The organism is Thioalkalivibrio sp. AKL12 (assembly GCF_000377925.1).
Lineage (GTDB): Bacteria > Pseudomonadota > Gammaproteobacteria > Ectothiorhodospirales > Ectothiorhodospiraceae > Thioalkalivibrio > Thioalkalivibrio versutus.
Map to the genome: position 1 here is coordinate 24,353 of NZ_KB898903.1, position 23,949 is coordinate 48,301.

Sequence of the window (23,949 nt, forward strand, 5' to 3'; positions counted from 1 at the left end):
GGGGAAGAAAATGATGACGAGCATTCGCCGCAAGGTCGGCACAACCAACAGGGGATTCAACATGGGTTCTTCCATGCGCGCTTTCGCAGGCACGGTCGTTGCGGGCCTGCTGTTCATGGTGTCCCAGGGGGTGGCTGCCACCGAACTGGAAGAGATCCGGGCCGGCAGTCTGAGCGGTGACCGGGTGCAGGTGAACCTGCGCTTCTCGGAGACGCCGCCCTCCGATATTCGCGCCTTTGCGATTGATTCACCGCCGCGCATCGCGTTGGATCTGCCCAATGTCGGCAATGCATTGCCGCGGCGCGAGACGGACCTGAATGTGGGCCCGGTGCTCCGGGCGAGCACGGTCGAGGCGGGCAACCGCACCCGCGTGGTGCTGAACCTGACTCAGGCCTCCGAGTACCAGACTCGAGTCGAGGGCAATAATCTCATCCTTACGCTGGGCCGCGGGGTTTCCGAGGCGGATGCACGCACCCAGCAGGTCGTGGATCGTGCGGGTGAACCCGCTGCCACGACCCGCAGCGCCCGACCCATGGAGATCACGGGTATCGATTTCCGGCGAGGCAGCGAGGGCGAAGGTCGCGTCGAGGTGGATCTCTCCCGCTCTGGTGCCGAGATTAACGTTCGCGAGCAGGCCGGCCGCATCGAGATGACCTTCCCGCGCGCGATGGTCGACGAGTCGCTGGAACGTCGCCTCGACGTGGTCGATTTCGCCACCCCGGTGCACACGATCGACACCATCGCCGAGCGCAATCGAGTCCGCATGGAGATCGAGGCGCGCGGCGAGTACGAGATCATTTCCTACCAGAGTGATCGCCAGTTCGTCCTCGAGGTCGCCCCGATTTCCGAGGCCGAACGCCAGGCCCGCGCACGGGAGGAAGAGGAGTACGCCGGCGAGCGCCTGTCCCTGAATTTCCAGGACATCGAGGTGCGCTCCGTTTTGCAGTTGCTGGCGGATTTCACCGATCTGAACATCGTGGTGAGTGACACGGTGGGTGGCAACATCACCCTGCGCCTGAACAACGTCCCCTGGGACCAGGCGCTGGATATCATCCTGCGTGCCCGCGGGCTCGACAAGCGAATGGACGGCAATGTCCTGTACGTCGCCCCCAGCGAGGAGATCGCGGCGCGTGAACGCCTGGAGATGGAAGCCGAGCGTGACCGCCAGGAGCTGGAGCCCCTGCGCACGGAGTTCGTGCAGATCAATTTCGCCCAGGCCGAGCAGATCGCGTCGCTGATTCGGGGCGGTGATGGAGGCGAATTCCTCTCGGAGCGTGGCAGCATCACCATCGACACGCGCACCAACACCCTCCTGGTGCAGGATACCCAGAGCCGGATCGAGGACGTCCGTCGCCTGGTCTCCACGCTGGATGTTCCGGTGCAGCAGGTCCTGATCGAGACCCGCATCGTGATCGCGGAGGATACCTTCAACCGTGAGCTGGGCGCCCGCTTCGGTATCTCCGGGACGCGGGGTGACCGCCGCACCCGGGTTGGTGGTGCCGGGTCTATCGAAGGCGCGGATGCGGCTCGGGATGCCACCACGGGAGGGATCGGTGGCATCGCCATCGGAGACCGCCTGAACAGCTCGCTGCCGGCCGGTGGCAATGCCGGGCAGGCAGGGCTGAGCATCCTGCGCAGTGGCGTGTTGCTCGACCTGGAGCTATCCGCGCTGCAGGTGGAAGGCCGCGGCGAGATCATCTCCAGCCCGCGTGTGATCACCGCCAATGGCCAGACGGCGACGATCAAGCAGGGTGAAGAGATCCCGTTCCAGGAAGCCACTGCATCCGGCGCGACTTCGACCCAGTTCATCGAGGCCGTACTGTCGACGGAAGTGACGCCGCAGATCACGCCGAACGGCAACGTGATCCTCGACATCAAGGTGACAAAGGACGAGCCCAGCCAGCGTGTGATCCTTGGGGTGCCGGGGATCAACAAGCGCGAGGTGGAGACCCAGGTCTTCGTGGGCAACGGCGAGACCGTGGTCCTGGGCGGTGTGTACGAGATCGACAGCCGCACCAACCTCGAGAAGGTGCCGTTCTTCGGGGATATTCCGTTCCTCGGAAACCTGTTCCGCAATCGCTCCACGGAGAATACCAAAGCGGAATTGTTGATCTTTGTGACGCCGCGCGTACTCGACTGAGCGCAAGGTGTATCGTCGGGGATTGCCCCCCGATGGGTTCGATCTCGAAAGCCGGGGCTTGTCCCCGGCTTTTCTTTGGGGGGCCCAGCCAGTAGCCTTGGCGCCCATGCAGAACATCGTACTGGTAGGCCCGATGGGGGCCGGCAAGAGCACAATCGGGCGCGGCCTCGCGGGGCTGCTGCGGCGGCCGTTCTTCGATACCGATCAGGAGATCCAGCGGCGTACCGGTGTGGATATCCCGACCATCTTCGAGTTCGAGGGCGAGGGCGGTTTTCGCAAGCGCGAGACGGCGATGCTGGAGTCGCTTCTTGAACAGGAGGGGGCGGTGATTGCCACCGGCGGGGGGATTGTCGAACGCCCGGAGAACCGGGAACAGCTGCGCGATCAGTTCGTGATCTACCTGCGGGTGCCGGTAGAGGAGCAGTTCCGGCGGACTCGCCGCAACCGCAAGCGCCCGCTGATCGCGGAGGCCGCGGACCCGAAGGCCCGCCTTCAGGAGTTGTTCGCGGTCCGCGATCCGCTCTATCAGGAGGTCGCGGACCTTACGCTGGAGGGCAAGGGGCGGCGGGTGCGCGATGCGGTCAAGGGGGTATGCGCGGCGCTGCAGGTGCAGCGCCCGGATCTTTGCCAGCCGCGCTCCGAAGGCTAGTTGGTAACCATTAAGCGCACGAAGACACCAAGCAAGGGCGCGAGTCATCCACAGTGGCCGGTTGCGGCCCCATGCGTGATTCTAATGGGGTCAACGGGCAGGGAGAGGAGCTGAGCCCCGCTGAGTTTTCGAACGCCCGGTGTCGGTGGTCATGAGGTTTTCTTGAACCGTAGAGGAAAAGGACCGGGAGCACCGTCAGGCAGGCTCAGGTTATTGAGGGGGCGACCCGGATTCACGGCGTTCGAAAATCCTTTTGCCAACGAAACCATTTCCCCATTACTGATGTGCTCAGTGGGGCCTTCGCTTTGGACCTTCTTCCTTCGCGCGCTTCGTGGTCGATCCCACTGCTCGTCAGTGGCGGGTGTTGCCGCCGCCATCGGGGACAAACATGCCGTCCTGCGATGGCGGTGAGCGGCGCCCGTGCGACGCATGGTGAAACAGCAGGCGCCAGCCCGTGTCCAGCCAGCGCCAGGTCTGGCTGATCAGGATCGTCCCGGTGGGCGTGACGTCGCCCGGTCGCGTGATCGCTTCTTCGATGACCAGGCTGATGATCTCCCCGGTCTCGTGGCGCCCCACGATCTTCGGTTCGATCCCGATATTCAGTTCACGCGCGAAGACCAGCAGCCAGCTCTCCATCACCTCTGCCACGCCCCGGTGGGCGCGCGGGCTGCCCGGGTGGATGCAGACGATGTCGGGACGCTCGCCCCAGAGGCGCATCATCTGTTCGATATCGGCGGCACGAAAGGCGGCGTAATACGCCTCGACGCAGCGATCGGCATCCGTCGCCATCAATGCACGCCCCCGGTGGGCCATTCCGGCGTGGGTTCCGGGTCCGGGCTGGCGTGGTGGAGCACCATGCGCCAGCTTTCCCCATCGTGGCGGTAGCCATTGGTCGCCAGCATGACGCCGCGCCGTTCACCCTGGACATACAGGTTTTCGCGCAGTACGTGGAGGACGAGGTCTTCGCCCGGGATGGCCGTCACCTGGGTCCGGTGTACGATCACCCCGCGCATCCCCGGCAGGATGTCGTCCCAGCTTTCCAGGATGATGTCCGTTCCCTGCAGGCGCTCGCCACCTGGGTGGATGCAGACACACTCGGCATTGTCGTGCCAGATCTCGCGCATGCCTTGTGCATCGCCTGCCTGAAAGGCCGCGTAAAAGGCGGCTTCGGTGGATTCGGGAGAAGGGAACGTGGCCATACCGGTCGGGGCCTCCTGAGACAGAGGGGTTATTGTCGCAGGAGCATCCGCGGATGACGAATATGCGAGATGACGTAATGGGCGCGACCCGCCAGAATGGCGCTCATTCATCACGGGAGCCCGTATGGCACGTATCCTCGCGACTGGCATTGTCACGCTCGATCACACCCTCGATGTTGCAGCCTTCCCGGCCGAGGACGACGAGGTCCGGGCGCTCGCCAGCACCACCCAGCCCGGAGGCAACGCGACCAACACCGCAACGATCCTGGCGCAGTTCGGCCATCGCCCGGGCCTGGCCGCGGTCATCGCCGAGGGTGCGGCCGGGGATGCCTTGAGCGCGTCCCTGGAGGGGCACGGACTGGATGTTCGTCACTGCGTACGCCGGCCCGGAGCGACGCCGACCTCCCATATTCTCCGTTCCAGGGAGACGGGCAGTCGCACCATCGTCCATCATCGCGACCTGCCCGAACTCGGGGTGGAGGATCTCGCGGGCGTACCCTGGCCGGAATATGACTGGCTGCACTTCGAGGGGCGTAACCCGGAGGCCCTTGCGTCCATCCTGCGCGCGGTGCGCGAGAGCATCTTTGACCAGCCGGTGTCGCTGGAGCTGGAGAAGCCCCGGCCGGGGCTCGACGCATGCCTGGAGTATGCCGATGTCCTGATGCTCTCGCGCGACTGGGCCGCGAGCGTGGCGGGCACTCCCGAGGCTGCGCTGCAGCAGCTTTCCGAGCGCTTTCCTGATCGCATCCTGACCGTGACCGCCGGGGGCGAAGGGGCCTGGATGGCCGTGCGGGGCGCGATCCACCATTGTGAAGCGACGCCCGGACTGCGGGTGGTCGACAGCGTGGGGGCAGGGGATACCTTCAATGCCGGGTTGATCCACGCGCTGATCTCCGGGGAGCCCCCGGAGCAGGCTTTGACGGCCGCTGTGCGCCTGGCGGAGCGCAAGCTCGAGCAGGTCGGCCTGGACGGGCTGGGTAACGCGGCCTCCGACCCGGGAGCGTGGCCCGGATAGTCCCCGCAGGGGGATGGTGGTTGTTGACCGGTGCGGGCGGGACTCGGAGGTTCAGGCCTCTTCGCCGAAACGATCGGCAACCAACTCTGCGAGTGCATCCAGCGCCTCCGGCGCATCCTTGCCTTCGGCCTCGATGGTGATCTCGCTGCCCTGGGCGGCGGCCAGCATCATCACGCCCATGATGCTCTTGCCATTCACCTCCTGCTGGTTGCGGGAGACGGAGACGTCCGCGGCGAACTTGCTGGCCAGGCTGACGAACTTGGCCGCGGCGCGCGCGTGCATCCCCAGGCGATTAACGATGGGGACTACGCGCTGCGGCATCGCTGCACTCCTGATCGCAGAGGAGAATCCCGTCATGGCCGCCCGAAAGGGCCTTGTTGACCAGTTCGGTCAGGGGGAGGTGTTGATAGTTGAGCACGCGGATGAGCATGGGCAGGTTGGCGCCGGCGATCACGCGGGCATTTGCACCCCGGGCGACACGAATCGCCACATTGGAAGGCGTGGAGCCAAACATGTCGGTCAGAACGAGCACCCCCGAGCCGCTGTCGAGGGTCGCCAGGCGCTCGCGGGCGCGGGCCAGGACCTCGTCGGGGTCGTCGTTCTGGGACATCGCCATGGACTCGCAGTCCTCGGGCAGGCCCCCGAGCATGCTCTGCGCGGTCTGCAGCAGGGTATCGCCCAGGTTTTGATGCGTGATCAGAATGAGACCAACGCCCATGGATCTGCTCCGATTGCGGGTTCCAGAAGGCCCTCGTCCCGCGTCCAGTGGTTACTGTTTCCCCAGCTCGCGGTGACGGGTGCTAACAGTAACATGTTCCCGATCCCGCCACGCCTCCGCAAGCCGCTCCACCAGATACACCGAGCGATGTTGCCCGCCGGTACAACCGATGGAGACGGTTACGTAGCTGCGGTGATCGTCCAGCAGGCGCGGCAGCCACTGCGACAGGAAGCCCTGGATGCTGTCGAACATGGCCGCGACCTCCGCGTGCCGCTCAAGGAACTCGCACACGGGCGGGTCGCGACCGGTCAGGGCGGCCAGATCGCTTTCGTAGTGCGGATTGGGCAAGCAGCGCACGTCGAACACGAAGTCGGAATCCAGCGGTGCGCCGTGTTTGAAGCCGAAGGACTGGAACTGCAGGGATAGCTCGTGTTCTCCGCGCTCGCCTATGCGGTCGCGCAGGGTGCGGGCCAGATCGTGCATCGACAGGCGCGAGGTGTCGACCGTCAGATCGGCCTCCGCCGCTACATGGCCCAGCCACTCGCGTTCGCGGTCGATGGCCTCGACCAGTGGCACGCCGTCGCGCGCCAGCGGGTGGCGTCGGCGGGTCAGATGGTAGCGCCGCAGCAGCACCTCGCTGGCCGCCTGCAGGAACAGGACCTCCACCTGCACCCGGTCCGCCCGTAGTTGCGCCAAGAGAACGGAGAACCCCTCCAGGGCCTCCAGGCCGCTGCGCACATCCACGCCCACGGCCAGATGGCGGTCGGTCTCGGTGTCGTAGTGGCCCTGCCGGACCTGATCGATCAGGTCCGGCAGCAGCGGCAGCGGGAGGTTGTCGACGCAGAAGTAGCCGGCATCCTCCAGGGTGTGCAGGGCCACGGTCTTGCCGGACCCGGACAGGCCACTGACGATTAGCAGGCGCATGGCCGATTCAGCCCTCCGGGTCCGGGTTGGGGACCGTAGTGGCGGGCACCGCGCGATGGTAGGGCGGCTCCTCCGTCTCGCCGCTCATCTGGCGGCGCTGGCGTGCGCGCAGGTCGTCGCCAGCGATATAGCCCTGCATGTGCAGCATGTGGTTGCGCACGGCCGCCTCGATCATCACTGCGATGTTGCGCCCCGGCGCGATCGGCAGGCTGATCAAGGGGACGCGCAGGCCGAGGATATCGATCTCGCCGCGGCGCCCGTTCAGCCGGTCATCGGGGACCGGCGAGGGTTCGCCATGATCGCGCAGGTCGATGATCAGGCGCAGGTACTTGCCGCCCTTGATCGCGGAATCGCCGTACATGGCGCGGATGTTAAGCACCCCAAGACCGCGCACCTCGAGCAGGTCCTGGAGCAGGGCCGGGCAGTGGCCGCGCACGATGTCGGGCGCAATGCGCGCGAATTCGGGGGCATCGTCGGCGATCAGGCGATGCCCGCGCGAGATCAGTTCCAGTGCGACCTCGCTCTTGCCGACGCTGGAGGCGCCGCTGATCAGCACCCCGATCCCGAGGATCTCCATGAACACGCCGTGGCGCACCTCGAAATGGGCCAGGCGCTGCTGCAGGAAATAGCGCAGCAGCGAGATAATCTCGTGGCTGCTGGTGCTGGAGCACAGGATCAGCGGCAGCGCCTCCTGCGGGGCGTCGGGCATCTCCGAGAACGGACAGGTGTCCTCGGCGAAGATCACCGCGGTGGTCCCGGTGCGGGCCATCTCCAGGATCAGGTCGTTGCACTGGGTGGCGCTGAGGCTGGAGATGTAGCGGGCCTCGAAGTCACCGATGATCTGGATGCGGTTGGGCCGGATCAGGTTGAGATGGCCAGCCAGCGGCAGGTCGTCCCCGTCGTCGCCGACCAGCTTGCGGTCGGGTGCTGCATGTTCGCCGTGTACGAAGCGAAGATCCAGGCGGTTTCCCATGGCCTGGATCAGGCTCTCCACGTTGATGTCGCGGGCGATCCCGCCTTCTCCCAGCGCCTCGTTCATGGCAGACGCTGCGCGTCGGAATCGCGGCTGGAGGCGGGTTCCACGGGCTTAGTCCTCGCTGAAGCGGCGCACGAGTTCCTGTTCCAGGGCCGCCGCGTCCCCGGCCCGGCGCAGCGCTCCGATGGTGTCTGGCTGCGACAGGCCGCGGGCGAGCTGGGCCAGCAGGTCGAGGTGGTCGCCGGTGGCGGCCTCCGGGACCAGCAGTGCGATCAGGATATCGACCGGCTCGTGATCCATGGCGTCGAAGTCGACGCCCTTTTCCAGGCGCAGCACGGCCACGCGCGGCGCCTCGAGATCGGCCAGGCGGCCATGGGGAATCGCAACCCCATGGCCGAGACCGGTGGATCCGAGTTTTTCGCGTGCGGACAGGGCCTCGAAGATCGCATTGCTTCCTGGTCCCGTGCCGTCACCTCCGCCGGCGAGGAGGTCCGCCAGGGCCTCCAGGGCCCGTTTCTGGCTGGAGCACTCGGGTTGCAGGCCAATGCGCTCGGAGGTGATCAACTCGGCAATCGTCATGGATCAGGAGGCCTGCTCGCGGTTGCGCTGGGCACCTTCGGCGCGGTGGTGGTCCTTGACCTTTTCCTTGTGCTTGATCAGTTGACGGTCGACTTTGTCGATCAGCGCGTCGATCGCGGCATACATGTCCTCGTGAGAGGCCTCGGCGTGGATGTGATTGCCGCTGACCTGGAGATTCGCTTCGGCCTGGTTGTGCTGATTCCGGGTCTTCTCGTGGGTCAGCACGACGTGGACGTCGATGACCTTGTCGAAGTGGCGCTCCAGCTTCGCGAATTTCTCGTTGACGTAGTCGCGCAGGGCGTCGGTGATGTCCACGTGGTGGCCGGTCAGGTTGATCTGCATGGTCAGGACTCCTTGGTTACTTGCTGCCGGTGGGCATCGAGGCCATCTGCCGGCGTTCGCTGGATGAAGGGATGTGCATCGCCTCGCGGTACTTGGCCACGGTGCGGCGCGCTACGTTGATGCCCCGGTCCGACAGGACCTGGGCGAGCCGGGCATCGCTGAGCGGCTTGTTCGGGGGTTCGTCGCCAATCAATTCGCGAATCATGGCACGGATGGCGGTGGCGGAACACTCGCCGCCATCGTTCGTGCCGACATGGCTGGAGAAGAAATACTTGAACTCGAAGACCCCGCGCGGGGTGTGCATGTATTTCTGCGTGGTAACCCGCGAGATGGTCGATTCGTGCATCTCCAGGGTCTCGGCAATGTCGCGCAGGATCAATGGCTGCATCGCGACGTCGCCATGCTCGAGAAAGCCCTGCTGGCGGTGGACGATCGCCTCGGCGACCCGCAGCAGGGTGTCGTTGCGGCTGTGCAGGCTCTTCAGGAACCAGCGTGCCTCCTGCAGCTGATCACGCATAAAGGCGCTGTCGCGGGCATCCGAGACCTGGCGCACCATGCCGGCGTAGAGGTCGTTGATGCGGATGCGCGGTGCGATCTCCGGGTTTAGATCCACGCGCCAGCCCTCGGTGGTGTGGCGCACGTAGACATCCGGGACTACGTATTCCGAGGTGGCGGAGCTGATCTGTGCGCCGGGCCGCGGGTTCAGGGTGCGGATCAGATCCAGTGCGCGGGCCAGTTCGTCCGGGTCGCGTACGCCGGACTGGCGCTGCAGGGCCTTGTAGTCGCGCTTGCCCAGGCTGTCCATGCCGTGTTCCAGGATCGCCCGTGCGGCCTCGCGGGCCGGGGCGTCCGGGGCCAGTTCGCGTAGCTGGATCTCCAGGCACTCCCGCAGGTTGCGCGCGCCGACCCCCAGCGGGTCGCACTGCTGAATCCAGTGGAGCACTGCCTCGACCTCGTCGACGCCGACGGATTCATCCTCGCCTCGGCTGATGGTCTCGGCCAGGGTGTCGAGGTCGCCCTCGAGATAGCCGTCGGGGCTGATGGCGTCGATCAGGGCCGCCCCGATGCGCTGGTCGCGCGGTGTCAGATGGCTCAGATGCAGCTGCCACAGCAGGTGATCCTGCAGGCCCTCACCGTCGTCGTCGCTGGTGTTTTCCAGCGGGTCGCGGTCATCCACGCCCTTGTTGGGCGTCGGGGCCGGCTCGTAGATGTCGTCCCAGCGGCTGTCGGTCGTCAGTTCCTCGGGGATCACGTCGTCGCTGGTAGTGGTGGCCTCCATGCGATCGCCTTCCACCAGCTCGCCGTCCTGGTTCAGGCGCTCGGTGTCGGCCTCGGCATCTTCGTCCTCGACCTGTTCGAGCATGGGGTTGCTCTCCAGCGCCTGCTGGATCTCCACCTGGAGCTCGAGCGTGGACAGCTGCAACAGGCGGATCGCCTGCTGCAGTTGCGGGGTCATGGTCAGCGTCTGACCCAGCTGCAGATTCAGGCCGGGTTTCAGCATCGGGTATGCGGGGCGAGGGTGGGCATTGATGGAATCTTAAAGCCTGCCTTGTGGTTTGTGCACCGACCGGGCCGCATATGGGGCGCTTTCACAGGCGGAAGTTCTCGCCGAGATAGACCCGGCGCACCTGGGGATCGGCCAGCAGCTCGTCCGGTGTACCGGCGGCGAGCAGGCGTCCCTCGCTCAGAATATAGGCCCTGTGGCAGATGCCGAGGGTCTCGCGCACGTTGTGATCGGAGATCAGTACGCCGATGCCGCGCTGGGCGAGATGCCGAATCACGTCCTGGATGTCGCCCACCGAGATCGGGTCCACCCCGGCGAAGGGCTCGTCCAGACAGATGAAGCGCGGATCCCCGGCGAGGGCGCGGGCGATCTCGGCCCGGCGCCGTTCCCCACCGGACAGCGCGATGCCCGGGCTGTGGCGCACGGTCTCGAGCTGGAACTCCTCGATCAGCGCATCGCCAATGCGCCGGCGCTCGTGGCGATCGAGTCCGGGGCGCAGCTCGAGCACGGCCTGGAGGTTGTCCCACACGCTCAGGCGGCGAAAGATCGAGGCCTCCTGCGGCAGGTAGCCGAGGCCGGCGCGCGCGCGCACATGGATGGGGGCGCGGGTGATATCGCGTTCGCCCAGGGTGATGCGTCCGGTATTGGGGCGGATCAGCCCGACCAGGCTGTAGAAGCAGGTGGTCTTGCCGGCCCCGTTCGGGCCCAGCAGGCCGACCACCTCGCCGGGCGCGAGGTCGACGTCCACCTGGTCCAGCACAGTGCGCTGGCCGTAGCGCTTGGTCAGCTCGCGTCCGATCAGGCGGTCGTTGGTTTGTGCCGGTGTGGCGGATGGGCTGGGGGCGGTGGCGTTCATTCGTCGTCGCGCGGCTGGATGGTGATGCGCACGCGCTCGCTGTCGCCTTCGCCGCGTTCGGCCTCGATCACGTCGGTCGTCAGGTCGTAGGTGATGCGCTTGCCGCGCGCCTCCTCGCTGGTGGTGATCACATGGGCCTGGTCGGTGAGGATCATGCGGTCTTCGTTCAGCAGGTAGTCGATGCGCAGGGCGGTGGCAATGCGCATCTCTCCGGTTTCCGGATCGGGTGATTCCAGGCGTGCCGGCTCGCCGTGGGCCTCCATTTCGTAGGGGCGGCGATCGCGGGTGCGCACGTAGACCTTGTCGGCCTCCAGGGTCATGTCGCCGCGGATCACGATCACGTCGCCGGTGTAGGTCCCCAGCCCCTGGCGTTCGTCCATCTCCGCGCGGTCGGCAGTGATCTCCACCGGCAGCGCCGGGCCCGAGCCCTGCTGGGCGAACGCGGGCGTGGCCAGCAGCACGAGCAGCAGGAGCGCCGCCACGCGGGCACCCGGTTGGCCCGGACGGTGGCGAAGGCTATGGGGATTCGGGGTCATGCGCGGGATCCTCCTCGCTCGTCTCGCTGTAGAGCGAGTACACGTCATGGAACAACTCTATGGTATCCCCTCGCGAGTCCACGCGCAGACCGGTGCCGCGCTGGAACAGGCCCGGCTGGTTCAGGGTAGAAAGGGCATCCGAAGTGGCGACCATGGTGTCGGTGGCGACGCCAACATCCCGCGAATCGATGAGGGTCTCCACGCGTTCGCCGCGGGGCGGCTGTACGCCGTGGGTGGGGCCCACCAGGTCCAGGGTCGCGGCGGCTGGTTGATGCAGGGCGGCCGGGGCGGTCCAGCGCCATTCGATACCGCCCTCGGCGAACAGGTCGAGGTCCGGGTCGTCCACCCACTGGGGGCCGTCACGGCCGAACTCGCGCAGGCGGGTGCCGCGCAGACGATGGCTCAGTTCGCCGTCGTCGCCGGTGGCATGCAGGGTGAAGCCGTCAATCTGCAGCGTGACCTCGCCCTCGGGCGGGCTTACCTCGGCCTGCGCCAGGGGCGCGGACGCGAATGCGAGCACGGCCAGGGCCCATCCGACTTGGCGGCGAGTCCTTTGGCTCATCCGTTCAGGTAGGTCTCGAACAGCGCGTCGAGCCGGCCCTGCGCGGCCAGCAGGCCCTCGCAGGCCTCGCGCACGGCCCCGCGCCCACCATGGGTCTCGGTCACCCACTGGGCATGCTGGCGCACCAGCGCGTGGGCGTCGCCGACCGCGATCCCGAGCCCGACCCGCTGCATCGCTGGAAGATCCACGATGTCGTCGCCCATGAAGGCCGCTTCGGCGGGGTCGTGGCCGGTGCGCTGCAGCAGTTCGTGCAGGGCCTCGCCCTTGTCGCGGCGGCCCTGGATCAGATGCTCCACGCCCAGGTCGCGCATGCGGTGCTCGACGACCCCGGAGGTGCGCCCGGTCAGGATGGCGATCTCGATGCCGCCGTCCAGGGCCAGACGGATACCGTGGCCGTCGCGGCTGTTGAAGGCCTTGTACTGCTCGCCGCCGTCGCCGAGGAACAGGCTGCCGTCGGTCAGCACGCCGTCCACGTCCAGGATCAGCAGGCGAATGGCCTGCTGGTGGGTGCGCAGAGTGGTGGCATCCAGGTTCATCACGCCACCCCGGCGCGCAGCAGGTCGTGCATGTTGATCACGCCGACCAGGCGGTTTTCGGCGTCGGTGACGGGCAGGGCGTTGATGCGCCGGCTCTCCATGGCCTCCAGGGCCTCCACCGCCAGCCAGTCGGGCTGCGCGGTGTGGCCGCCGGTGGTCATGGCCTCGCCGATGGTCAGGCCGTCCAGGCTGTGCCCGGCATCCAGGGTGCGCCGCAGGTCGCCATCGGTGAACACGCCCTGGATCTCGTCGTCGGCGCCGGCCACGATCACCAGCCCCAGGCCCTTGCGGGTGATCTCGAACAGGGCGTCCTTGAGTGGGGCGTCCGGGGTGATGCGCGGGATCGCGCCTCCGGTATGCATGATGTCGGCGACATGCACCAGCAGGCGCCGGCCAAGGCGACCGCCGGGGTGCGAGCGGGCAAAGTCGTTGGCGGTAAAGCCGCGTGCGTCCAGCACCGCGACGGCCAGGGCATCGCCCATCGCCAACGCCGCGGTGGTGCTGGAGGTGGGGGCCAGGCCCAGCGGGCAAGCCTCGCGTTCGACGCTGACATCCAGGTGTACGGTGGCATCCGCGCCGAGGCGCGATCCGGGGTTGCCGGTCATCGCGATCAGCGGTACGCCCAGGCGCCGGATCAGCGGCAGGATGGTGATGATCTCGTCGGTCTCGCCGGAGTTCGACAGCGCGATGACCACGTCCTCGCGGGTAATCATGCCGAGATCGCCGTGACTGGCCTCGCCCGGATGCACGAAGAAGGCCGGCGTGCCGGTGGAGGCCAGCGTCGCGGCCAGCTTGCTGCCGATGTGCCCGGACTTGCCCATGCCGGTGACGATCACGCGGCCCTTGCACGCGAGGATGCAGCGGCAGGCTTCGAGGAAGCGGTCGTCGATGCGCTGGGCGAGGTTGCGTACGGCCTCGGCCTCGTCATTGAGGACGGCCAGGGCGAGGTTGCGGGTCGTTTCGGGGTTGAAGTTCATGCGGTTGCCGTGATTCCCAAATAGACAAGGTAGCTTGCGAAGGCGATGAGGAGAAGGGCGCCCTGCCAGCGCCGGATCTGTCCGCGGCGGCCCAGCGCGATCAGGAACAGCGCCACGGTCAATGCCAGCATCACCGGATAGTCGCGCGTCAGCACATCGGCGTCGATTGCCAGCGGCGCGATCAGGGCCGGAACGGCCAGTACCGCGAGCAGGTTGAACAGATTGGAACCGACCACATTCCCGATCGCCAGCCCGGCCTCGCGGCGGAAGGCGGCGACCACCGAGGTCGCCAGCTCCGGCAGGCTGGTGCCCACCGCGACAATGGTCAGCCCGATGACCAGGTCGCTGACCCCCAGTTGTTCGGCGATCTCGACGGCCCCCCAGACCAGGGCCTGGCTGCTCGCCAGCAGGAGCAGCAGCCCGAACACGAGCCAGGCGATCGCGGGCCTCAGTCGGTCGCCCTCCGGGATCGTTTCGACCATGCCGCGTACGACCGTGGGAGTGTCCTCACTCGGGGCCTGCTGCGCACGGCGGGCGGTCAAGGCCAGCCAGACCGTGAATGCCACCAGGCCGCCGAGCAGGACGCTGCCCTCTGGTCGGCCCAGTTCGCCATTTATCAGCAAGAGCAGGACGCCGAAGCTGACCAGCAGCAGGATCGGCAGTTCGCGCCGAACCATGCCGCGCCCGATCGCCAGTGGCGCGACGACGGCCGCGGCCCCCAGCACCAGCGCGATGTTGGCGATGTTCGAGCCGATGGCATTGCCCACCGCCAGCCCCGGGTTGCCCTGCAGGCTGGCGAGGACCGAGACCACGATCTCCGGTGCCGAGGTCCCGAAGGCGACGATGGTCAGGCCGATGATCAGCGGGCTGACACCCAGGCCGCGGGCCAGGGCCGAGGCGCCGAACACGAAGCGGTCGGCACTCCAGGTCAGCAGGATCAGGCCGCCGATGATGGCGACAACGGGTAGCACCATGGACAGTCGGGTCCGGGAGGGTCAGGCCCGGGATTGTAGCCGATTGGGTAGTGGTTTCAGCAGCGCAGGCGTTCCAGGCACCCGGCGGTGGTCACCTGCGGTGTCCAGCCGAGCTGCTCGCGGGCGCGGGTGCAGTCCAGTACCAGCGGGCCGTCCAGCCCGCGGACCCAGCCGGGGTCCCCGGCGCGGGCGGTCAGGCGCCAGGCCAGCGGGTGCAGGGTGCGGATCAGCCGCAGTGGCACCGGGATCCCCCAGCGCCGCTGGTGGCGCGCCATCGCCCGTAGCGACCAGGCAGGTTCGGCCCCCAGGTTGAAGATCCCCGCGGTGCGAGTTGTGATGCTGCGTACGATCGCGGCGGCGGCATCGTCCTCCCACAGGATCTGCACTGGCTGTTCGCCTCCGGCGGGATACAGCCGTCCGCGGGCGATCTGCAGCAACAGCGGGTGGGCGTTCGGGCCGACGATCGCGGGCGGGCGCAGGAGGGTCACCTGGCACTCGGGGTGTTCCCGGGCGAGCGCGAGTAGGGCCTGCTCCACGGCGACCTTGTCTTCGGCATAGGGGAAGCGCGGCCGGGTGGGATGGTCCTCACGGAGCGGCTGCGGGCTGTCCGGCCAGGGGCCGTAGACCGCCGCGCTGGACAGAAACACGATGTGGCGTACACCGGCGGTCACCGCCGCGTGGAACACCTGCTGGCTCAGGGCGACATTCTGCTGACGGACCCAGGTTCGGTCATGCCGGCGGCGTCCCCCGTGACCGCCCATCAATTGAAAGGCCAGGTGCACCAGCGTGTCCACCCCGGCCAGGTCCTCCGGCTGGAGCTGCGCCAGGTCGAGTACCCGGGCCTCGATAACGGTGCCGTTTTCGGGGGGAGGCAGCGCCGGCGCGGCCCGGTCCAGGGCGAGGATGTGTTCAATCGTCGGCGCGCGTGCCAGGGCGGGCAGCAGGACTTGCCCCAGGCGCCCGGCGGCGCCGGTCACGGCGACGTGCATCCGTGTTTCGCTCAGGTCGCGGTGCGGGCGATGGTGGCCGGGGCGGTGTCGGCAAACGCGGGCATGACCTCTTCCGCGAAGCAGTCCATGGACTCCTCGGCCAGCGCATGCGGAACGGCCCCGGCGCCGAAGGCGAGCAGCACCTGATCGACCCCGGCCGCGCGCAGGCCCTCGATGCGTTCACGGCATTCGGCGGGGGTGCCGACGAGCGTCATGCCCAGCATGTCGAGGACCTTCAGGTTGATCCCGGCCTTGACCAGGTGGCGGAAGCGGCCGAGCGAGCGGTAATAGTCGTAGCCCTCGATCAGGCGTTCCAGCACCGGCAGGGTCTGCTGGAACATGTGGCGGTAGAACCACTCGAAGGCCGGCTTGGCCTCGCGCCGGGCGCGCTTGCCGTCCGGCAGGCACAGGACCCCAAGCGTCATGCCGACCCGGGGCGGGTGGGCGACGTCCGTGCGTGTCGCGTCCCAGGCCTCGTGGTACAGGCGGATGTCCTCGCGGATCATCTGCCAGGGCTTGAATGGCCCGGCCAGCGCGCCGATGCCCTGCTGCGCCGCCCAGGTAAAGGACTCCGGGCTGACCGCGGCGGTCCAGATCGGCGGGTGCGGGGCCTGCACCGGGCGCGGCATCACGGGCACGTCGTCCAGGTGATGGAACGGCCCGTCCTGGGTGATGCGGCCGGTGGCGAAGGCCTGGCGCAGCGCATCCAGCCCGGCATCGACCCGCGCGCGGGACTCGCTCATCTCGGCCCCGAATGTGGCATATTCGCGCGGCGAGAAGCCGCGCCCGATGCCCAGATCCAGTCGCCCGCCGGAGAGCTGGTCGAGCATGCCGACGCGTTGCGCCACCCGCAGGGGGTGGTGGTAGGGCAGGGGGACCACGCCCAGCCCCAGGCGCAGGCGTTTGGTGCGCTGACTGGCCGCGGCCAGCACCAGGTCCGGCGCGGTGGAGTGGGAGAACTCCGGCATCAGGTGGTGCTCCACCAGCCAGGCGGTGCCGAAGCCGAGACGATCGGCGCGCTCCCACAGGCGCAGGGTGTTCTCCAGCACCTCCGCTTCGGAGGTCTGCAGGAAGTCCGGTACCGAGAGCTCGTGGAACAGGTCGAAACGCATGGCGCCAACTGTGCCGCGCGCTCGCAGGTGATACAAGCAATCCGCGCAAAGCTGCGGTTACGTCGTGGAGGTTGAGGCATGTCGAAGGAGCAGGAAGCGCCGGTATTTCAGGCCGCCGGGGTGGCGGGCCCTGGAGAGGACTGGTGGGACGACTTCTTCCCCGAGGACCTGCCGCAGGACTGGCAGCTGGAGTACTACACCCATTACCACAGCCGTTTGTTGCTGCCTGCCCCGGTGTGGACCGAGGCCGGGGCGCCGGCCTTTGGTGACTGGGCCGAGGCCGTGCCCCCCGCGCTGCGGCTGACACTGGACTGGCCGGTGGAGCTGGGCCTCGAGACGGGTGCGACGCGGGCGCGCGCGCTGGCCGAGGCTGTCGGCGATGGCCTGCAGGCGGTGGCGCCGGGGCCGATGGGGCCGGCGCAGATGCAGGCGATCCGCGCGGCGCTGGAGGCGGCCGGACTGGGGCGCCTGATGGTGTACGGCGCCGGCGAGGAGCGGGTGCTCGCGCGAGCCGAGGCGGCCTGGTTTCATCCCGCCCCGGCGCCGAAATCGGCGGCGCTTGCCGGGGGCGGGGCCTGGCAGGTCAGCCCCGAGGCGGGACTGGATGCGCCGGGCTGGCGCGCGCTGGTGGAGGCCCTCGGGCAGGCCGGTGGCAGCGGCGAGATCCCGGTGTTCCTGCGCGCGCGTCCGGAGCGGCTGTCGGATTTCCGCACTATCGCCGCATTGCTGGGATTGGGATGAGCACCGCACCCGCCCGTTTGACGGTCTCCCGGCCTGCGCCCAGACTTCGGGGTTCTGTGGGCCTAAGGAAACACTGATTGATGTACACACTCGCGTTGGTACCCCAGGTTTTCCGAGCCAAGGCGCGGCGCGCAGCCGGTAGTGGGTCTACCGGCCCGTTTTTGACTGATTCGGGCCGCAACGCAGGATCGGGGAACCTGGGGTGCCAACCTCGAAGGGGCTCGGCCGCCCGTTGTCATCAAAAACGGGCGTGCGCACGGCGTTGCGGCTCCCTTGTGCAGAATGACTGCACGGCGGTCACCGCGCCTTGTTCGCACGCAAAAGCGACTCGAGCGCGAGCGTGTACATTAATCCGTGTTTCCTTAAGGGCGAGGAGCGCGCGTGGCTGACCCGGCAGTGGAAGACAGTCCGCATATCGTGATCGAGAACCTGTGCTTCCGGCGCGGGCGCAAGATGATTTTCGATGACCTGTCGATGCGCATCCCGCGCGGGCAGGTGACGACCGTGATGGGCCCCAGCGGCAGTGGCAAGACCACGCTGCTGCGCCTGGTCGGCGGTCAGTTGCGTCCGGACAAGGGCCGCATCTGGGTGGATGGCCAGGAGGTGGCGAGGCTCTCCACCCGGCGGCTGTACGCGCTGCGCAAGCGCATGGGCATGCTGTTCCAGAGCGGTGCGCTGCTGACGGATCTCTCGGTATTCGAGAACGTCGCCTTCCCGCTGCGCGAGCACACGGATCTGCCGGAGGACGTGCTGCACGCGCTGGTGCTGCTGAAGCTGGAGGCGGTGGGCCTGCGCGCGGCGCGCGACCTGGACCCGGCGACCCTGTCCGGTGGCATGGCGCGGCGTGTCGCGCTGGCGCGGGCCATTGCGCTGGACCCGGACCTCATTTTGTACGACGAGCCGTTCACCGGGCTCGATCCGATCACCATGGGCCAGATCGTCAGCCTGATCCGCCGGACCAATCAAAGCCTGGGGCTTACCAGCGTGCTGGTCTCGCATGACGTGACCGAGGCGATGGCGATCTCCGATCAGGTGGTGTTGATCGCCGATGGCCGGGTAGTGGATGCCGGGCCGCCGGACGAGCTGGAGGCGCGCGCCTCCGACTGGAGCGCGCAGTTCCTGCAGGGTCGCCCGGACGGGCCGGTGCCGTTTCATTACCCGGGCGCGTCCTACCGCGATGACCTGCTGGGGCAGGGGGAGCGCCGCGATGACTGATTCGATTGCCGCGCTGGGCCGGACCACGATCAATGCCCTGACGGTGTTCGGCCGGGCGTTCATCTTCCTGATCCGGATGCTGGCGAGCCTGGATATCGTCTTTCGCCGCTTCGGCCTGACGCTTGTTCAGGTGTATTCGGTGGGGGTGCGCTCGCTGCTGATCATCGTCGTGTCCGGGCTGTTTGTCGGCATGGTGCTGGCGTACCAGGGCTACATCACGCTGGTGAACTTCGGCGCGGCCGAGGCCCTGGGCGGGGTGGTTGCGCTGTCGCTGGTACGCGAACTGGGGCCGGTGGTCACCGCGCTGCTGTTCGCCGGGCGCGCCGGCTCCGCGCTGACCGCGGAACTGGGGCTGATGAAGACGACCGAACAGCTCTCGGCGATGGAGATGATGGCGGTGAACCCCTATCGCCGGATCTTCGCGCCACGCTTTGTGGCCGGGTTCCTCTCCATGCCGCTGCTGGCCGCGATCTTCAGCGCCGTGGGCGTGATGGGCGGCTACCTGGTCGGGGTGGGGCTGCTGGGCGTGGACAGCGGCGCCTATTTCTCGCAGATGCAATCGGTGACCGACTGGAACGAGGATGTGCTCTCCGGCGTGATCAAGAGCATCGTGTTCGGCTTCGTGGTGACCTGGATCGCGGTGTTCCAGGGCTTCAATGCGCAGCCGACGTCCGAGGGCATCTCGCGCGCCACGACCCAGACGGTGGTGGTGTCGTCGCTCGCGGTGCTGGGCCTCGATTTCATCCTGACCGGGCTGATGTTCGGCGCGGGCTGACCAAACAGTGTTTACCCAGGACAGGTGGCAATAATGAAGGTACGTTTCTTCGAACTGGCGGTCGGTGTCTTCGTGCTCCTGGGCATCGGGGCGCTGTTCTACCTGGCGGTCCAGGTCAGCAACGTGACCGACTACCACGACCGTGACACCTATACGGTGAGCGGATACTTCGACAACATCGGGGGTCTCAAGACGCGTGCCCCGGTCACGGTGTCGGGTGTGCGCATCGGGCGAGTGGCGGATATCCGTTACGATCCGGAACGCTTTCGCGCCGAGGTGACCCTGGCGATCCGCTCGGAGCACGACTACCTGCCGATGGACACCCAGGCCGCCATCCACACCGCGGGGCTGCTGGGCGAGCAGTACATCGCGCTGGAACCGGGTGGTGACTACGACACCCTGCAGGAAGGCGACGAGCTGATGTTCACCCAGTCGGCACTGGTGCTGGAGAACCTCATCGGTCGCTTCATGACCAACATGGGTAGTGACTGATCTACCCAAACCGGGAGCAAGAGACATGAAATGGTTGCATGAACGAATCCTGATCCTGCCGCTGGCGCTGCTGGTCCTGATCCTGGCGGCTCCCGCCCAGGCCGAAGAAAACCCCGCCGAGCTCATCAAGCAGTCGATCGACGCGGTCTACGAGAAGCTGCGGGCAAACGAGGCGCGTGCGCAGGAAGATCCTGACTTTGTGATTGGCGTGATCGAGGAGGAGATCCTGCCCGGCGTGGATATCAACGGGATGGCTCGCCTGGTCCTGGCTCGCCACTGGCGCGATGCCAGCAGCGAGCAGCAAAACCGCTTCGCCGAGGCCTTCAAGAACACGCTGCTGCAGGCCTACGGGGTGCAACTGGCCGATCATCTGGACAAGGACGTGCGCGTCATCGAGCGGCGCTCGCGCCAGGACGAGCGCATGGCCGTGGTCGCCACCGAGGTGGTGATGGGCTCCGGCCAGTCGAACATCCAGGTCAACTACCGTCTGCGTCCGGTGAACGGCGAATGGAAGGTCTTCGACGTCGAGGCCGAGGGGCTCAGCTTCGTCGGCAACTTCCGCACTCGCTTTAACGAGGAGATCAACCGCGATGGCCTGGAGGCGCTGATTGAGCGCCTGGAAGATGGCGACGAGGCGCTGATCGAGGATGCCGTGGGCGACGTGACCCCCGACAACGGGGCCGCGGACCGGTGAGCGACGCACAGATCCGGGCGGATGCCGGTGGCCTGGTTGTCAGCGGTCCGCTGACGTTTGCCACGGTGGCCGGGCTGGAGGCGCGGGCCCGCGGGCTGACGGCGCATTTTCCGGAGCACGCCCGGGTGGATCTGGCTCAGGCCGGTCGTATCGACAGCGCCGGGGTGGCGTTCCTGGTCATTCTCTGGCGCCGCGCCCGCGAGCAGGGTCGTACCCTGGTCTTCGAGCCCCTCCCCGAGGGGTTGCGCCCGTTGCTGGAGCTGTACGATTTGGAGTCCATTATCACCGACTCCGCCGCCCGTTCCGTCGCCTGAGTCGTGCTGGCGGCGGGCGAACGGGCGAGCCCGGCGCGGATTCGTTATCATGGCGCGTTTCGCCGGACCACGGTCGGTTCGGCGGTCAATCCGGGCATCCCATGGACAAACTGATCATTACTGGAGGTCGCCGACTCGAGGGTCAGGTCTGGATCTCCGGGGCCAAGAACGCCGTGTTGCCGATCCTGTCCGCCACTTTGCTGGCGGACGGGCCGATGACCATTGGCAACGTCCCGCATCTGCAGGACGTGACCACCACCATGGAGCTGCTCGGCCGCATGGGCGTCAGCCTCACGGTCAACGAGCGCATGCGCATCGAGGTCGACCCGACCACGCTGACCCAGTGCGTCGCCCCGTACGATCTGGTAAAGACCATGCGCGCCTCCATCCTGGTGCTGGGGCCGCTGCTGGCCCGCTTCGGCGAGGCCGAGGTCTCCCTGCCGGGCGGCTGCGCCATCGGTTCGCGTCCGGTGAACCTGCACCTGCGGGGTCTCGAGGCCCTGGGGGCCGAGATCGAGGTCGAAGGCGGCTACATCCACGCTCGCGCGGACCGCCTGAAGGGCGCGCGCGTGGTCTTCGACCAGGTGACGGTAACCGGTACCGAGAACCTGTTGATGGCCGCCACCCTGGCCGAGGGCGAGACCCTGATCGAGAATGCCGCGCGCGAGCCAGAGGTCATCGATCTGGCGGACTGCCTGACCGCGATGGGCGCGAAGATCCAGGGTGCCGGCACCGACACCATTCGGGTGCAGGGCGTGGAGCGCCTGCACGGCTGCGAATACGACGTGATGCCGGACCGTATCGAGACCGGCACCTTCCTGGTCGCCGCCGCGGTCACCCGTGGGCGCGTGCGCTGCCGCAATACCCGCCCGGAGCTGCTGGACGCGGTGCTGGCCAAGCTGGTCGAGGCCGGCGCTCGCATCGAGACCGGGCCGGACTGGATCGAGCTGGATATGGAGGGCCGCCGTCCGAAGGCGGTGAACCTGCGCACCGCGCCGTTCCCGGCCTTCCCGACCGACATGCAGGCGCAGATGATGGTGCTGAACACGGTGGCCGAGGGCACCGGATCGGTAGTCGAGACGGTGTTCGAGAATCGCTTCATGCACGCGCTGGAACTGCAGCGCATGGGCGCGCACATTACCATCGAGGGCAATACCGCGATCGTCGAGGGCGTGGAAAAACTGGTCGGTGCGCCGGTGATGGCGACTGACCTGCGTGCCTCGGCGAGCCTGATCATCGCCGGCCTGGTGGCCGAGGGCGAGACCGAGGTGGACCGCATCTACCACATCGATCGCGGCTACGAATGCATCGAGGAAAAACTGAGCCAGATCGGCGCGACCATTCGTCGCGAGCCGGTCTGAAGCTGCGACTCACACGGAACCGGACGAACGCCTGACCCATGATGGATCCCAACGCCCTGACCATCGCCCTGTCCAAGGGCCGCATCCTCAAGGACACCCTGCCGCTGCTTTCCAGCGCCGGGATCGAGTTGCTGGAGGATCCGGACGAGACGCGCAAGCTGATCCTCGACACCAACCGCGAGGATGTGAAGATCGTGGTGGTGCGCGCGACCGACGTGCCCACCTACGTGCAGCACGGCGCGGCGTCCATCGGCGTGGCCGGCAAGGACGTGCTGATGGAGCACGGCGCGGCCGGGCTGTACGAACCGCTGGATCTGCATATCGCCGAGTGTCGTCTGATGCTGGCGGGGCGCCCGGGCCAGCAACCGGACCCGGAGCAACGCCTGCGCATCGCCACCAAGTTTGTGAACATCACGCAGAACTACTTTGCCCAGCAGGGCCGCCAGGTCGATATCATCAAGCTCTACGGCTCGATGGAACTGGCACCGCTGGTGGGCCTGGCCGACTACATCGTCGACCTGGTGGATACCGGCAACACCCTCAAGGCCAACGGCCTGGAACCGCTGGAACTGATTACCCCCATTAGTTCCCGGTTGATCGTGAACCAGGCAGCCATGAAGATGCGACATAGAACCATTCAAAATCTCATCGAGGGCCTGCGGGAGGCCGTCACCCCCGCGACGACGTAATCGAGAACACCATGACCGCCGATACCGACGACCTGCGAATCCGCGAAATCCAGGAGGTGTCCGCCCCGGACACCGTACGCGATGAACTGCCGATCACCGATGCGGCGGCCAACACCGTGTTCGAGGCCCGCCAGGCCTGCCATCGCATCCTGCGCGGCGAGGATGACCGCCTGCAGGTGATCGTCGGCCCCTGCTCGATCCACGACGTGGACGCCGCGCTGGACTATGCCGATCACCTGAAGACCCTGCGCGAAGAACTCTCCGACGCGCTGCATATTGTGATGCGGGTGTACTTCGAGAAGCCGCGTACCACGGTTGGCTGGAAGGGTCTGATCAATGACCCCGATCTGGATGGCAGCTTCCATATCAACAAGGGCCTGCGTGTGGCGCGCGGACTGCTGCGCGATCTGGCGGTGAAGGGCATGCCGGCGGCCACCGAATACCTCGACCTGATCAGCCCGCAGTACATCGCGGACCTGGTCGCCTGGGGCGCGATTGGTGCGCGCACCACCGAAAGCCAGGTGCACCGCGAGCTGGCCTCCGGTCTGTCCTGCCCGGTGGGCTTCAAGAACTCCACCGATGGCAGCCTGCGCGTGGCGATCGACGCGATTCGTTCTGCCTCGCGCCCGCATCACTTCCTGTCGGTGACCAAGTCGGGCCGCTCGGCAATCTTCTCCACCACCGGCAACGACGACTGCCACATCATCCTGCGCGGCGGGAAGCAGCCGAACTACGACGCCGCGAGCATCGAAGAGGCCTGCAAGGAACTGCGCATGGCCGAGCTGCCGGAGTCGGTGATGGTGGACTGCAGTCACGCCAACAGCCGCAAGGACCCGAAGCAGCAGATCGAGGTCGCGCGTGTGCTGGGCGAACAGATTGCCGGCGGCGATCGGCGCATTATGGGCGTGATGCTGGAGAGCCACCTGACCGGTGGTCGCCAGGACATCCTGCCCGGCAAGCCGCTGCAATATGGCCAGAGCATCACCGATGCCTGCATGGGCTGGGACGACAGCGAGGCCACCCTGCGCCTGCTGGCCGATGCCGTGCGCGCGCGCCGCAAGGCTGCCGTACCCGCCTGAA

The 23,949-nt window shown here is 67.2% G+C and carries 29 protein-coding genes; 12 read left to right on the forward strand and 17 right to left on the reverse strand.

Annotated features, from left to right (window positions below; translation table 11 throughout):
* The first annotated feature begins 10 nt into the window (after positions 1-10).
* Both pilQ and D579_RS0111790 read left to right on the forward strand, forming a co-directional pair.
* Positions 11-2,140 carry a type IV pilus secretin PilQ gene (gene pilQ, locus D579_RS0111785; RefSeq protein WP_026289519.1) on the forward strand — a complete coding sequence of 710 codons (2,130 nt, stop codon included), beginning with the start codon at positions 11-13 and terminating at the stop codon, positions 2,138-2,140.
* Positions 2,141-2,246: 106 nt separating this feature from the next.
* Positions 2,247-2,789 carry a shikimate kinase gene (locus tag D579_RS0111790; RefSeq protein WP_018952132.1) on the forward strand — a complete coding sequence of 181 codons (543 nt, stop codon included), beginning with the start codon at positions 2,247-2,249 and terminating at the stop codon, positions 2,787-2,789.
* A 351-nt stretch (positions 2,790-3,140) separates the two neighbouring features.
* Here the strand turns inward: D579_RS0111790 and D579_RS0111795 are convergent, their stop codons facing one another.
* Together D579_RS0111795 and D579_RS0111800 are read right to left on the reverse strand one after the other, a co-directional pair.
* Complete coding sequence (locus D579_RS0111795; protein ID WP_018938215.1) at positions 3,141-3,602, reverse strand: nuclear transport factor 2 family protein; 462 nt, start codon at positions 3,600-3,602, stop codon at positions 3,141-3,143.
* Positions 3,578-3,988, reverse strand: a complete 411-nt coding sequence (locus D579_RS0111800; RefSeq protein WP_018952134.1) for a nuclear transport factor 2 family protein — start codon at positions 3,986-3,988, stop codon at positions 3,578-3,580. Before D579_RS0111800 ends, D579_RS0111795 begins: the two co-directional genes overlap by 25 nt.
* 124 nt (positions 3,989-4,112) lie before the next feature.
* Between D579_RS0111800 and D579_RS0111805 the strand changes: the two genes are divergently transcribed.
* Positions 4,113-5,003 carry a PfkB family carbohydrate kinase gene (locus D579_RS0111805; RefSeq protein ID WP_018952135.1) on the forward strand — a complete coding sequence of 297 codons (891 nt, stop codon included), beginning with the start codon at positions 4,113-4,115 and terminating at the stop codon, positions 5,001-5,003.
* Positions 5,004-5,054: 51 nt separating this feature from the next.
* Here D579_RS0111805 and D579_RS0111810 read toward each other — a convergent pair whose 3' ends face one another.
* The 15 genes from D579_RS0111810 to D579_RS0111880 all read right to left on the reverse strand — a co-directional run bounded on the left by D579_RS0111810 (position 5,055) and on the right by D579_RS0111880 (position 16,588).
* Positions 5,055-5,324, reverse strand: coding sequence for an HPr family phosphocarrier protein (locus D579_RS0111810; protein WP_018144535.1), 270 nt, complete (start codon positions 5,322-5,324; stop codon positions 5,055-5,057).
* Positions 5,296-5,721, reverse strand: coding sequence for a PTS sugar transporter subunit IIA (locus D579_RS0111815; protein ID WP_018168280.1), 426 nt, complete (start codon positions 5,719-5,721; stop codon positions 5,296-5,298). The genes D579_RS0111810 and D579_RS0111815 overlap by 29 nt, the downstream gene beginning before the upstream one ends.
* Before the next feature lie 51 nt (positions 5,722-5,772).
* The gene (gene rapZ, locus D579_RS0111820) at positions 5,773-6,645 is read right to left on the reverse strand and encodes an RNase adapter RapZ (protein ID WP_018952136.1); all 873 of its coding nucleotides are present in this window, start codon (positions 6,643-6,645) and stop codon (positions 5,773-5,775) included.
* 7 nt (positions 6,646-6,652) lie between these two features.
* On the reverse strand, positions 6,653-7,684 hold the full coding sequence (gene hprK, locus D579_RS0111825) for an HPr(Ser) kinase/phosphatase (protein ID WP_018144532.1): 1,032 nt from the start codon (positions 7,682-7,684) through the stop codon (positions 6,653-6,655).
* Positions 7,685-7,732: 48 nt separating this feature from the next.
* Positions 7,733-8,200 (reverse strand): PTS sugar transporter subunit IIA, encoded by a 468-nt coding sequence (locus D579_RS0111830; protein WP_018168278.1) that lies wholly within the window; start codon positions 8,198-8,200, stop codon positions 7,733-7,735.
* Positions 8,201-8,203: 3 nt separating this feature from the next.
* The gene (hpf, locus tag D579_RS0111835) at positions 8,204-8,542 is read right to left on the reverse strand and encodes a ribosome hibernation-promoting factor, HPF/YfiA family (protein ID WP_018144530.1); all 339 of its coding nucleotides are present in this window, start codon (positions 8,540-8,542) and stop codon (positions 8,204-8,206) included.
* A gap of 16 nt (positions 8,543-8,558) precedes the next feature.
* Positions 8,559-10,043: an RNA polymerase factor sigma-54 gene (locus D579_RS0111840; RefSeq protein WP_018952137.1), complete on the reverse strand. Its 1,485-nt coding sequence runs from the start codon at positions 10,041-10,043 to the stop codon at positions 8,559-8,561.
* An 88-nt stretch (positions 10,044-10,131) separates the two neighbouring features.
* The gene (gene lptB, locus D579_RS0111845; protein ID WP_018168276.1) at positions 10,132-10,902 is read right to left on the reverse strand and encodes an LPS export ABC transporter ATP-binding protein; all 771 of its coding nucleotides are present in this window, start codon (positions 10,900-10,902) and stop codon (positions 10,132-10,134) included.
* Complete coding sequence (gene lptA / locus D579_RS0111850) at positions 10,899-11,438, reverse strand: lipopolysaccharide transport periplasmic protein LptA (protein WP_018168275.1); 540 nt, start codon at positions 11,436-11,438, stop codon at positions 10,899-10,901. Before lptA ends, lptB begins: the two co-directional genes overlap by 4 nt.
* Positions 11,419-12,000 (reverse strand): LPS export ABC transporter periplasmic protein LptC, encoded by a 582-nt coding sequence (lptC, locus tag D579_RS0111855; RefSeq protein WP_081621724.1) that lies wholly within the window; start codon positions 11,998-12,000, stop codon positions 11,419-11,421. The genes lptA and lptC overlap by 20 nt, the downstream gene beginning before the upstream one ends.
* The gene (locus tag D579_RS0111860) at positions 11,997-12,536 is read right to left on the reverse strand and encodes an HAD family hydrolase (RefSeq protein ID WP_018938206.1); all 540 of its coding nucleotides are present in this window, start codon (positions 12,534-12,536) and stop codon (positions 11,997-11,999) included. The genes lptC and D579_RS0111860 overlap by 4 nt, the downstream gene beginning before the upstream one ends.
* Positions 12,536-13,513 (reverse strand): KpsF/GutQ family sugar-phosphate isomerase, encoded by a 978-nt coding sequence (locus D579_RS0111865; RefSeq protein WP_018938205.1) that lies wholly within the window; start codon positions 13,511-13,513, stop codon positions 12,536-12,538. Before D579_RS0111865 ends, D579_RS0111860 begins: the two co-directional genes overlap by 1 nt.
* Entirely contained in the window at positions 13,510-14,487 is a 978-nt protein-coding gene (locus tag D579_RS0111870; protein ID WP_018938204.1) for a calcium/sodium antiporter, read from the reverse strand. The genes D579_RS0111865 and D579_RS0111870 overlap by 4 nt, the downstream gene beginning before the upstream one ends.
* A gap of 56 nt (positions 14,488-14,543) precedes the next feature.
* Entirely contained in the window at positions 14,544-15,476 is a 933-nt protein-coding gene (locus D579_RS0111875) for an NAD-dependent epimerase/dehydratase family protein (RefSeq protein ID WP_018938203.1), read from the reverse strand.
* An 11-nt stretch (positions 15,477-15,487) separates the two neighbouring features.
* Positions 15,488-16,588 (reverse strand): LLM class flavin-dependent oxidoreductase, encoded by a 1,101-nt coding sequence (locus D579_RS0111880; protein WP_018938202.1) that lies wholly within the window; start codon positions 16,586-16,588, stop codon positions 15,488-15,490.
* Between the two features lie 78 nt (positions 16,589-16,666).
* Here D579_RS0111880 and D579_RS0111885 point away from each other — a divergent pair, with 78 nt between their 5' ends.
* The 9 genes from D579_RS0111885 (at position 16,667) to D579_RS0111925 (ending at position 23,948) form a co-directional block, all read left to right on the forward strand.
* Entirely contained in the window at positions 16,667-17,329 is a 663-nt protein-coding gene (locus D579_RS0111885; RefSeq protein ID WP_018952139.1) for a hypothetical protein, read from the forward strand.
* Between the two features lie 381 nt (positions 17,330-17,710).
* The gene (locus tag D579_RS0111890; protein WP_026313092.1) at positions 17,711-18,544 is read left to right on the forward strand and encodes an ABC transporter ATP-binding protein; all 834 of its coding nucleotides are present in this window, start codon (positions 17,711-17,713) and stop codon (positions 18,542-18,544) included.
* Positions 18,537-19,319 carry a lipid asymmetry maintenance ABC transporter permease subunit MlaE gene (gene mlaE, locus D579_RS0111895; RefSeq protein WP_018144518.1) on the forward strand — a complete coding sequence of 261 codons (783 nt, stop codon included), beginning with the start codon at positions 18,537-18,539 and terminating at the stop codon, positions 19,317-19,319. Before D579_RS0111890 ends, mlaE begins: the two co-directional genes overlap by 8 nt.
* A gap of 33 nt (positions 19,320-19,352) precedes the next feature.
* On the forward strand, positions 19,353-19,811 hold the full coding sequence (gene mlaD / locus D579_RS0111900) for an outer membrane lipid asymmetry maintenance protein MlaD (RefSeq protein WP_018144517.1): 459 nt from the start codon (positions 19,353-19,355) through the stop codon (positions 19,809-19,811).
* A 25-nt stretch (positions 19,812-19,836) separates the two neighbouring features.
* Positions 19,837-20,505 carry a phospholipid-binding protein MlaC gene (locus D579_RS0111905; RefSeq protein ID WP_018938198.1) on the forward strand — a complete coding sequence of 223 codons (669 nt, stop codon included), beginning with the start codon at positions 19,837-19,839 and terminating at the stop codon, positions 20,503-20,505.
* On the forward strand, positions 20,502-20,819 hold the full coding sequence (locus D579_RS0111910; protein ID WP_018948959.1) for a lipid asymmetry maintenance protein MlaB: 318 nt from the start codon (positions 20,502-20,504) through the stop codon (positions 20,817-20,819). Before D579_RS0111905 ends, D579_RS0111910 begins: the two co-directional genes overlap by 4 nt.
* A gap of 101 nt (positions 20,820-20,920) precedes the next feature.
* Entirely contained in the window at positions 20,921-22,180 is a 1,260-nt protein-coding gene (gene murA / locus D579_RS0111915) for a UDP-N-acetylglucosamine 1-carboxyvinyltransferase (RefSeq protein ID WP_018144514.1), read from the forward strand.
* Between the two features lie 38 nt (positions 22,181-22,218).
* Positions 22,219-22,869: an ATP phosphoribosyltransferase gene (gene hisG, locus D579_RS0111920; protein ID WP_018938197.1), complete on the forward strand. Its 651-nt coding sequence runs from the start codon at positions 22,219-22,221 to the stop codon at positions 22,867-22,869.
* A gap of 11 nt (positions 22,870-22,880) precedes the next feature.
* Positions 22,881-23,948 (forward strand): 3-deoxy-7-phosphoheptulonate synthase, encoded by a 1,068-nt coding sequence (locus tag D579_RS0111925; RefSeq protein ID WP_018168264.1) that lies wholly within the window; start codon positions 22,881-22,883, stop codon positions 23,946-23,948.
* Position 23,949: the final 1 nt, after the last annotated feature.

Bases quoted from the DNA above. Each gene is read 5' to 3' on its own strand.
- pilQ (WP_026289519.1), top strand. From the start codon at position 11: ATGATGACGAGCATTCGCCGCAAGGTCGGCACAACCAACAGGGGATTC.
- D579_RS0111790 (WP_018952132.1), top strand. From the start codon at position 2,247: ATGCAGAACATCGTACTGGTAGGCCCGATGGGGGCCGGCAAGAGCACA.
- D579_RS0111795 (WP_018938215.1), bottom strand. From the start codon at position 3,602: ATGGCCCACCGGGGGCGTGCATTGATGGCGACGGATGCCGATCGCTGC.
- D579_RS0111800 (WP_018952134.1), bottom strand. From the start codon at position 3,988: ATGGCCACGTTCCCTTCTCCCGAATCCACCGAAGCCGCCTTTTACGCG.
- D579_RS0111805 (WP_018952135.1), top strand. From the start codon at position 4,113: ATGGCACGTATCCTCGCGACTGGCATTGTCACGCTCGATCACACCCTC.
- D579_RS0111810 (WP_018144535.1), bottom strand. From the start codon at position 5,324: ATGCCGCAGCGCGTAGTCCCCATCGTTAATCGCCTGGGGATGCACGCG.
- D579_RS0111815 (WP_018168280.1), bottom strand. From the start codon at position 5,721: ATGGGCGTTGGTCTCATTCTGATCACGCATCAAAACCTGGGCGATACC.
- rapZ (WP_018952136.1), bottom strand. From the start codon at position 6,645: ATGCGCCTGCTAATCGTCAGTGGCCTGTCCGGGTCCGGCAAGACCGTG.
- hprK (WP_018144532.1), bottom strand. From the start codon at position 7,684: ATGAACGAGGCGCTGGGAGAAGGCGGGATCGCCCGCGACATCAACGTG.
- D579_RS0111830 (WP_018168278.1), bottom strand. From the start codon at position 8,200: ATGACGATTGCCGAGTTGATCACCTCCGAGCGCATTGGCCTGCAACCC.
- hpf (WP_018144530.1), bottom strand. From the start codon at position 8,542: ATGCAGATCAACCTGACCGGCCACCACGTGGACATCACCGACGCCCTG.
- D579_RS0111840 (WP_018952137.1), bottom strand. From the start codon at position 10,043: ATGCTGAAACCCGGCCTGAATCTGCAGCTGGGTCAGACGCTGACCATG.
- lptB (WP_018168276.1), bottom strand. From the start codon at position 10,902: ATGAACGCCACCGCCCCCAGCCCATCCGCCACACCGGCACAAACCAAC.
- lptA (WP_018168275.1), bottom strand. From the start codon at position 11,438: ATGACCCCGAATCCCCATAGCCTTCGCCACCGTCCGGGCCAACCGGGT.
- lptC (WP_081621724.1), bottom strand. From the start codon at position 12,000: ATGAGCCAAAGGACTCGCCGCCAAGTCGGATGGGCCCTGGCCGTGCTC.
- D579_RS0111860 (WP_018938206.1), bottom strand. From the start codon at position 12,536: ATGAACCTGGATGCCACCACTCTGCGCACCCACCAGCAGGCCATTCGC.
- D579_RS0111865 (WP_018938205.1), bottom strand. From the start codon at position 13,513: ATGAACTTCAACCCCGAAACGACCCGCAACCTCGCCCTGGCCGTCCTC.
- D579_RS0111870 (WP_018938204.1), bottom strand. From the start codon at position 14,487: ATGGTGCTACCCGTTGTCGCCATCATCGGCGGCCTGATCCTGCTGACC.
- D579_RS0111875 (WP_018938203.1), bottom strand. From the start codon at position 15,476: ATGCACGTCGCCGTGACCGGCGCCGCCGGGCGCCTGGGGCAAGTCCTG.
- D579_RS0111880 (WP_018938202.1), bottom strand. From the start codon at position 16,588: ATGCGTTTCGACCTGTTCCACGAGCTCTCGGTACCGGACTTCCTGCAG.
- D579_RS0111885 (WP_018952139.1), top strand. From the start codon at position 16,667: ATGTCGAAGGAGCAGGAAGCGCCGGTATTTCAGGCCGCCGGGGTGGCG.
- mlaE (WP_018144518.1), top strand. From the start codon at position 18,537: ATGACTGATTCGATTGCCGCGCTGGGCCGGACCACGATCAATGCCCTG.
- mlaD (WP_018144517.1), top strand. From the start codon at position 19,353: ATGAAGGTACGTTTCTTCGAACTGGCGGTCGGTGTCTTCGTGCTCCTG.
- D579_RS0111905 (WP_018938198.1), top strand. From the start codon at position 19,837: ATGAAATGGTTGCATGAACGAATCCTGATCCTGCCGCTGGCGCTGCTG.
- murA (WP_018144514.1), top strand. From the start codon at position 20,921: ATGGACAAACTGATCATTACTGGAGGTCGCCGACTCGAGGGTCAGGTC.
- hisG (WP_018938197.1), top strand. From the start codon at position 22,219: ATGATGGATCCCAACGCCCTGACCATCGCCCTGTCCAAGGGCCGCATC.
- D579_RS0111925 (WP_018168264.1), top strand. From the start codon at position 22,881: ATGACCGCCGATACCGACGACCTGCGAATCCGCGAAATCCAGGAGGTG.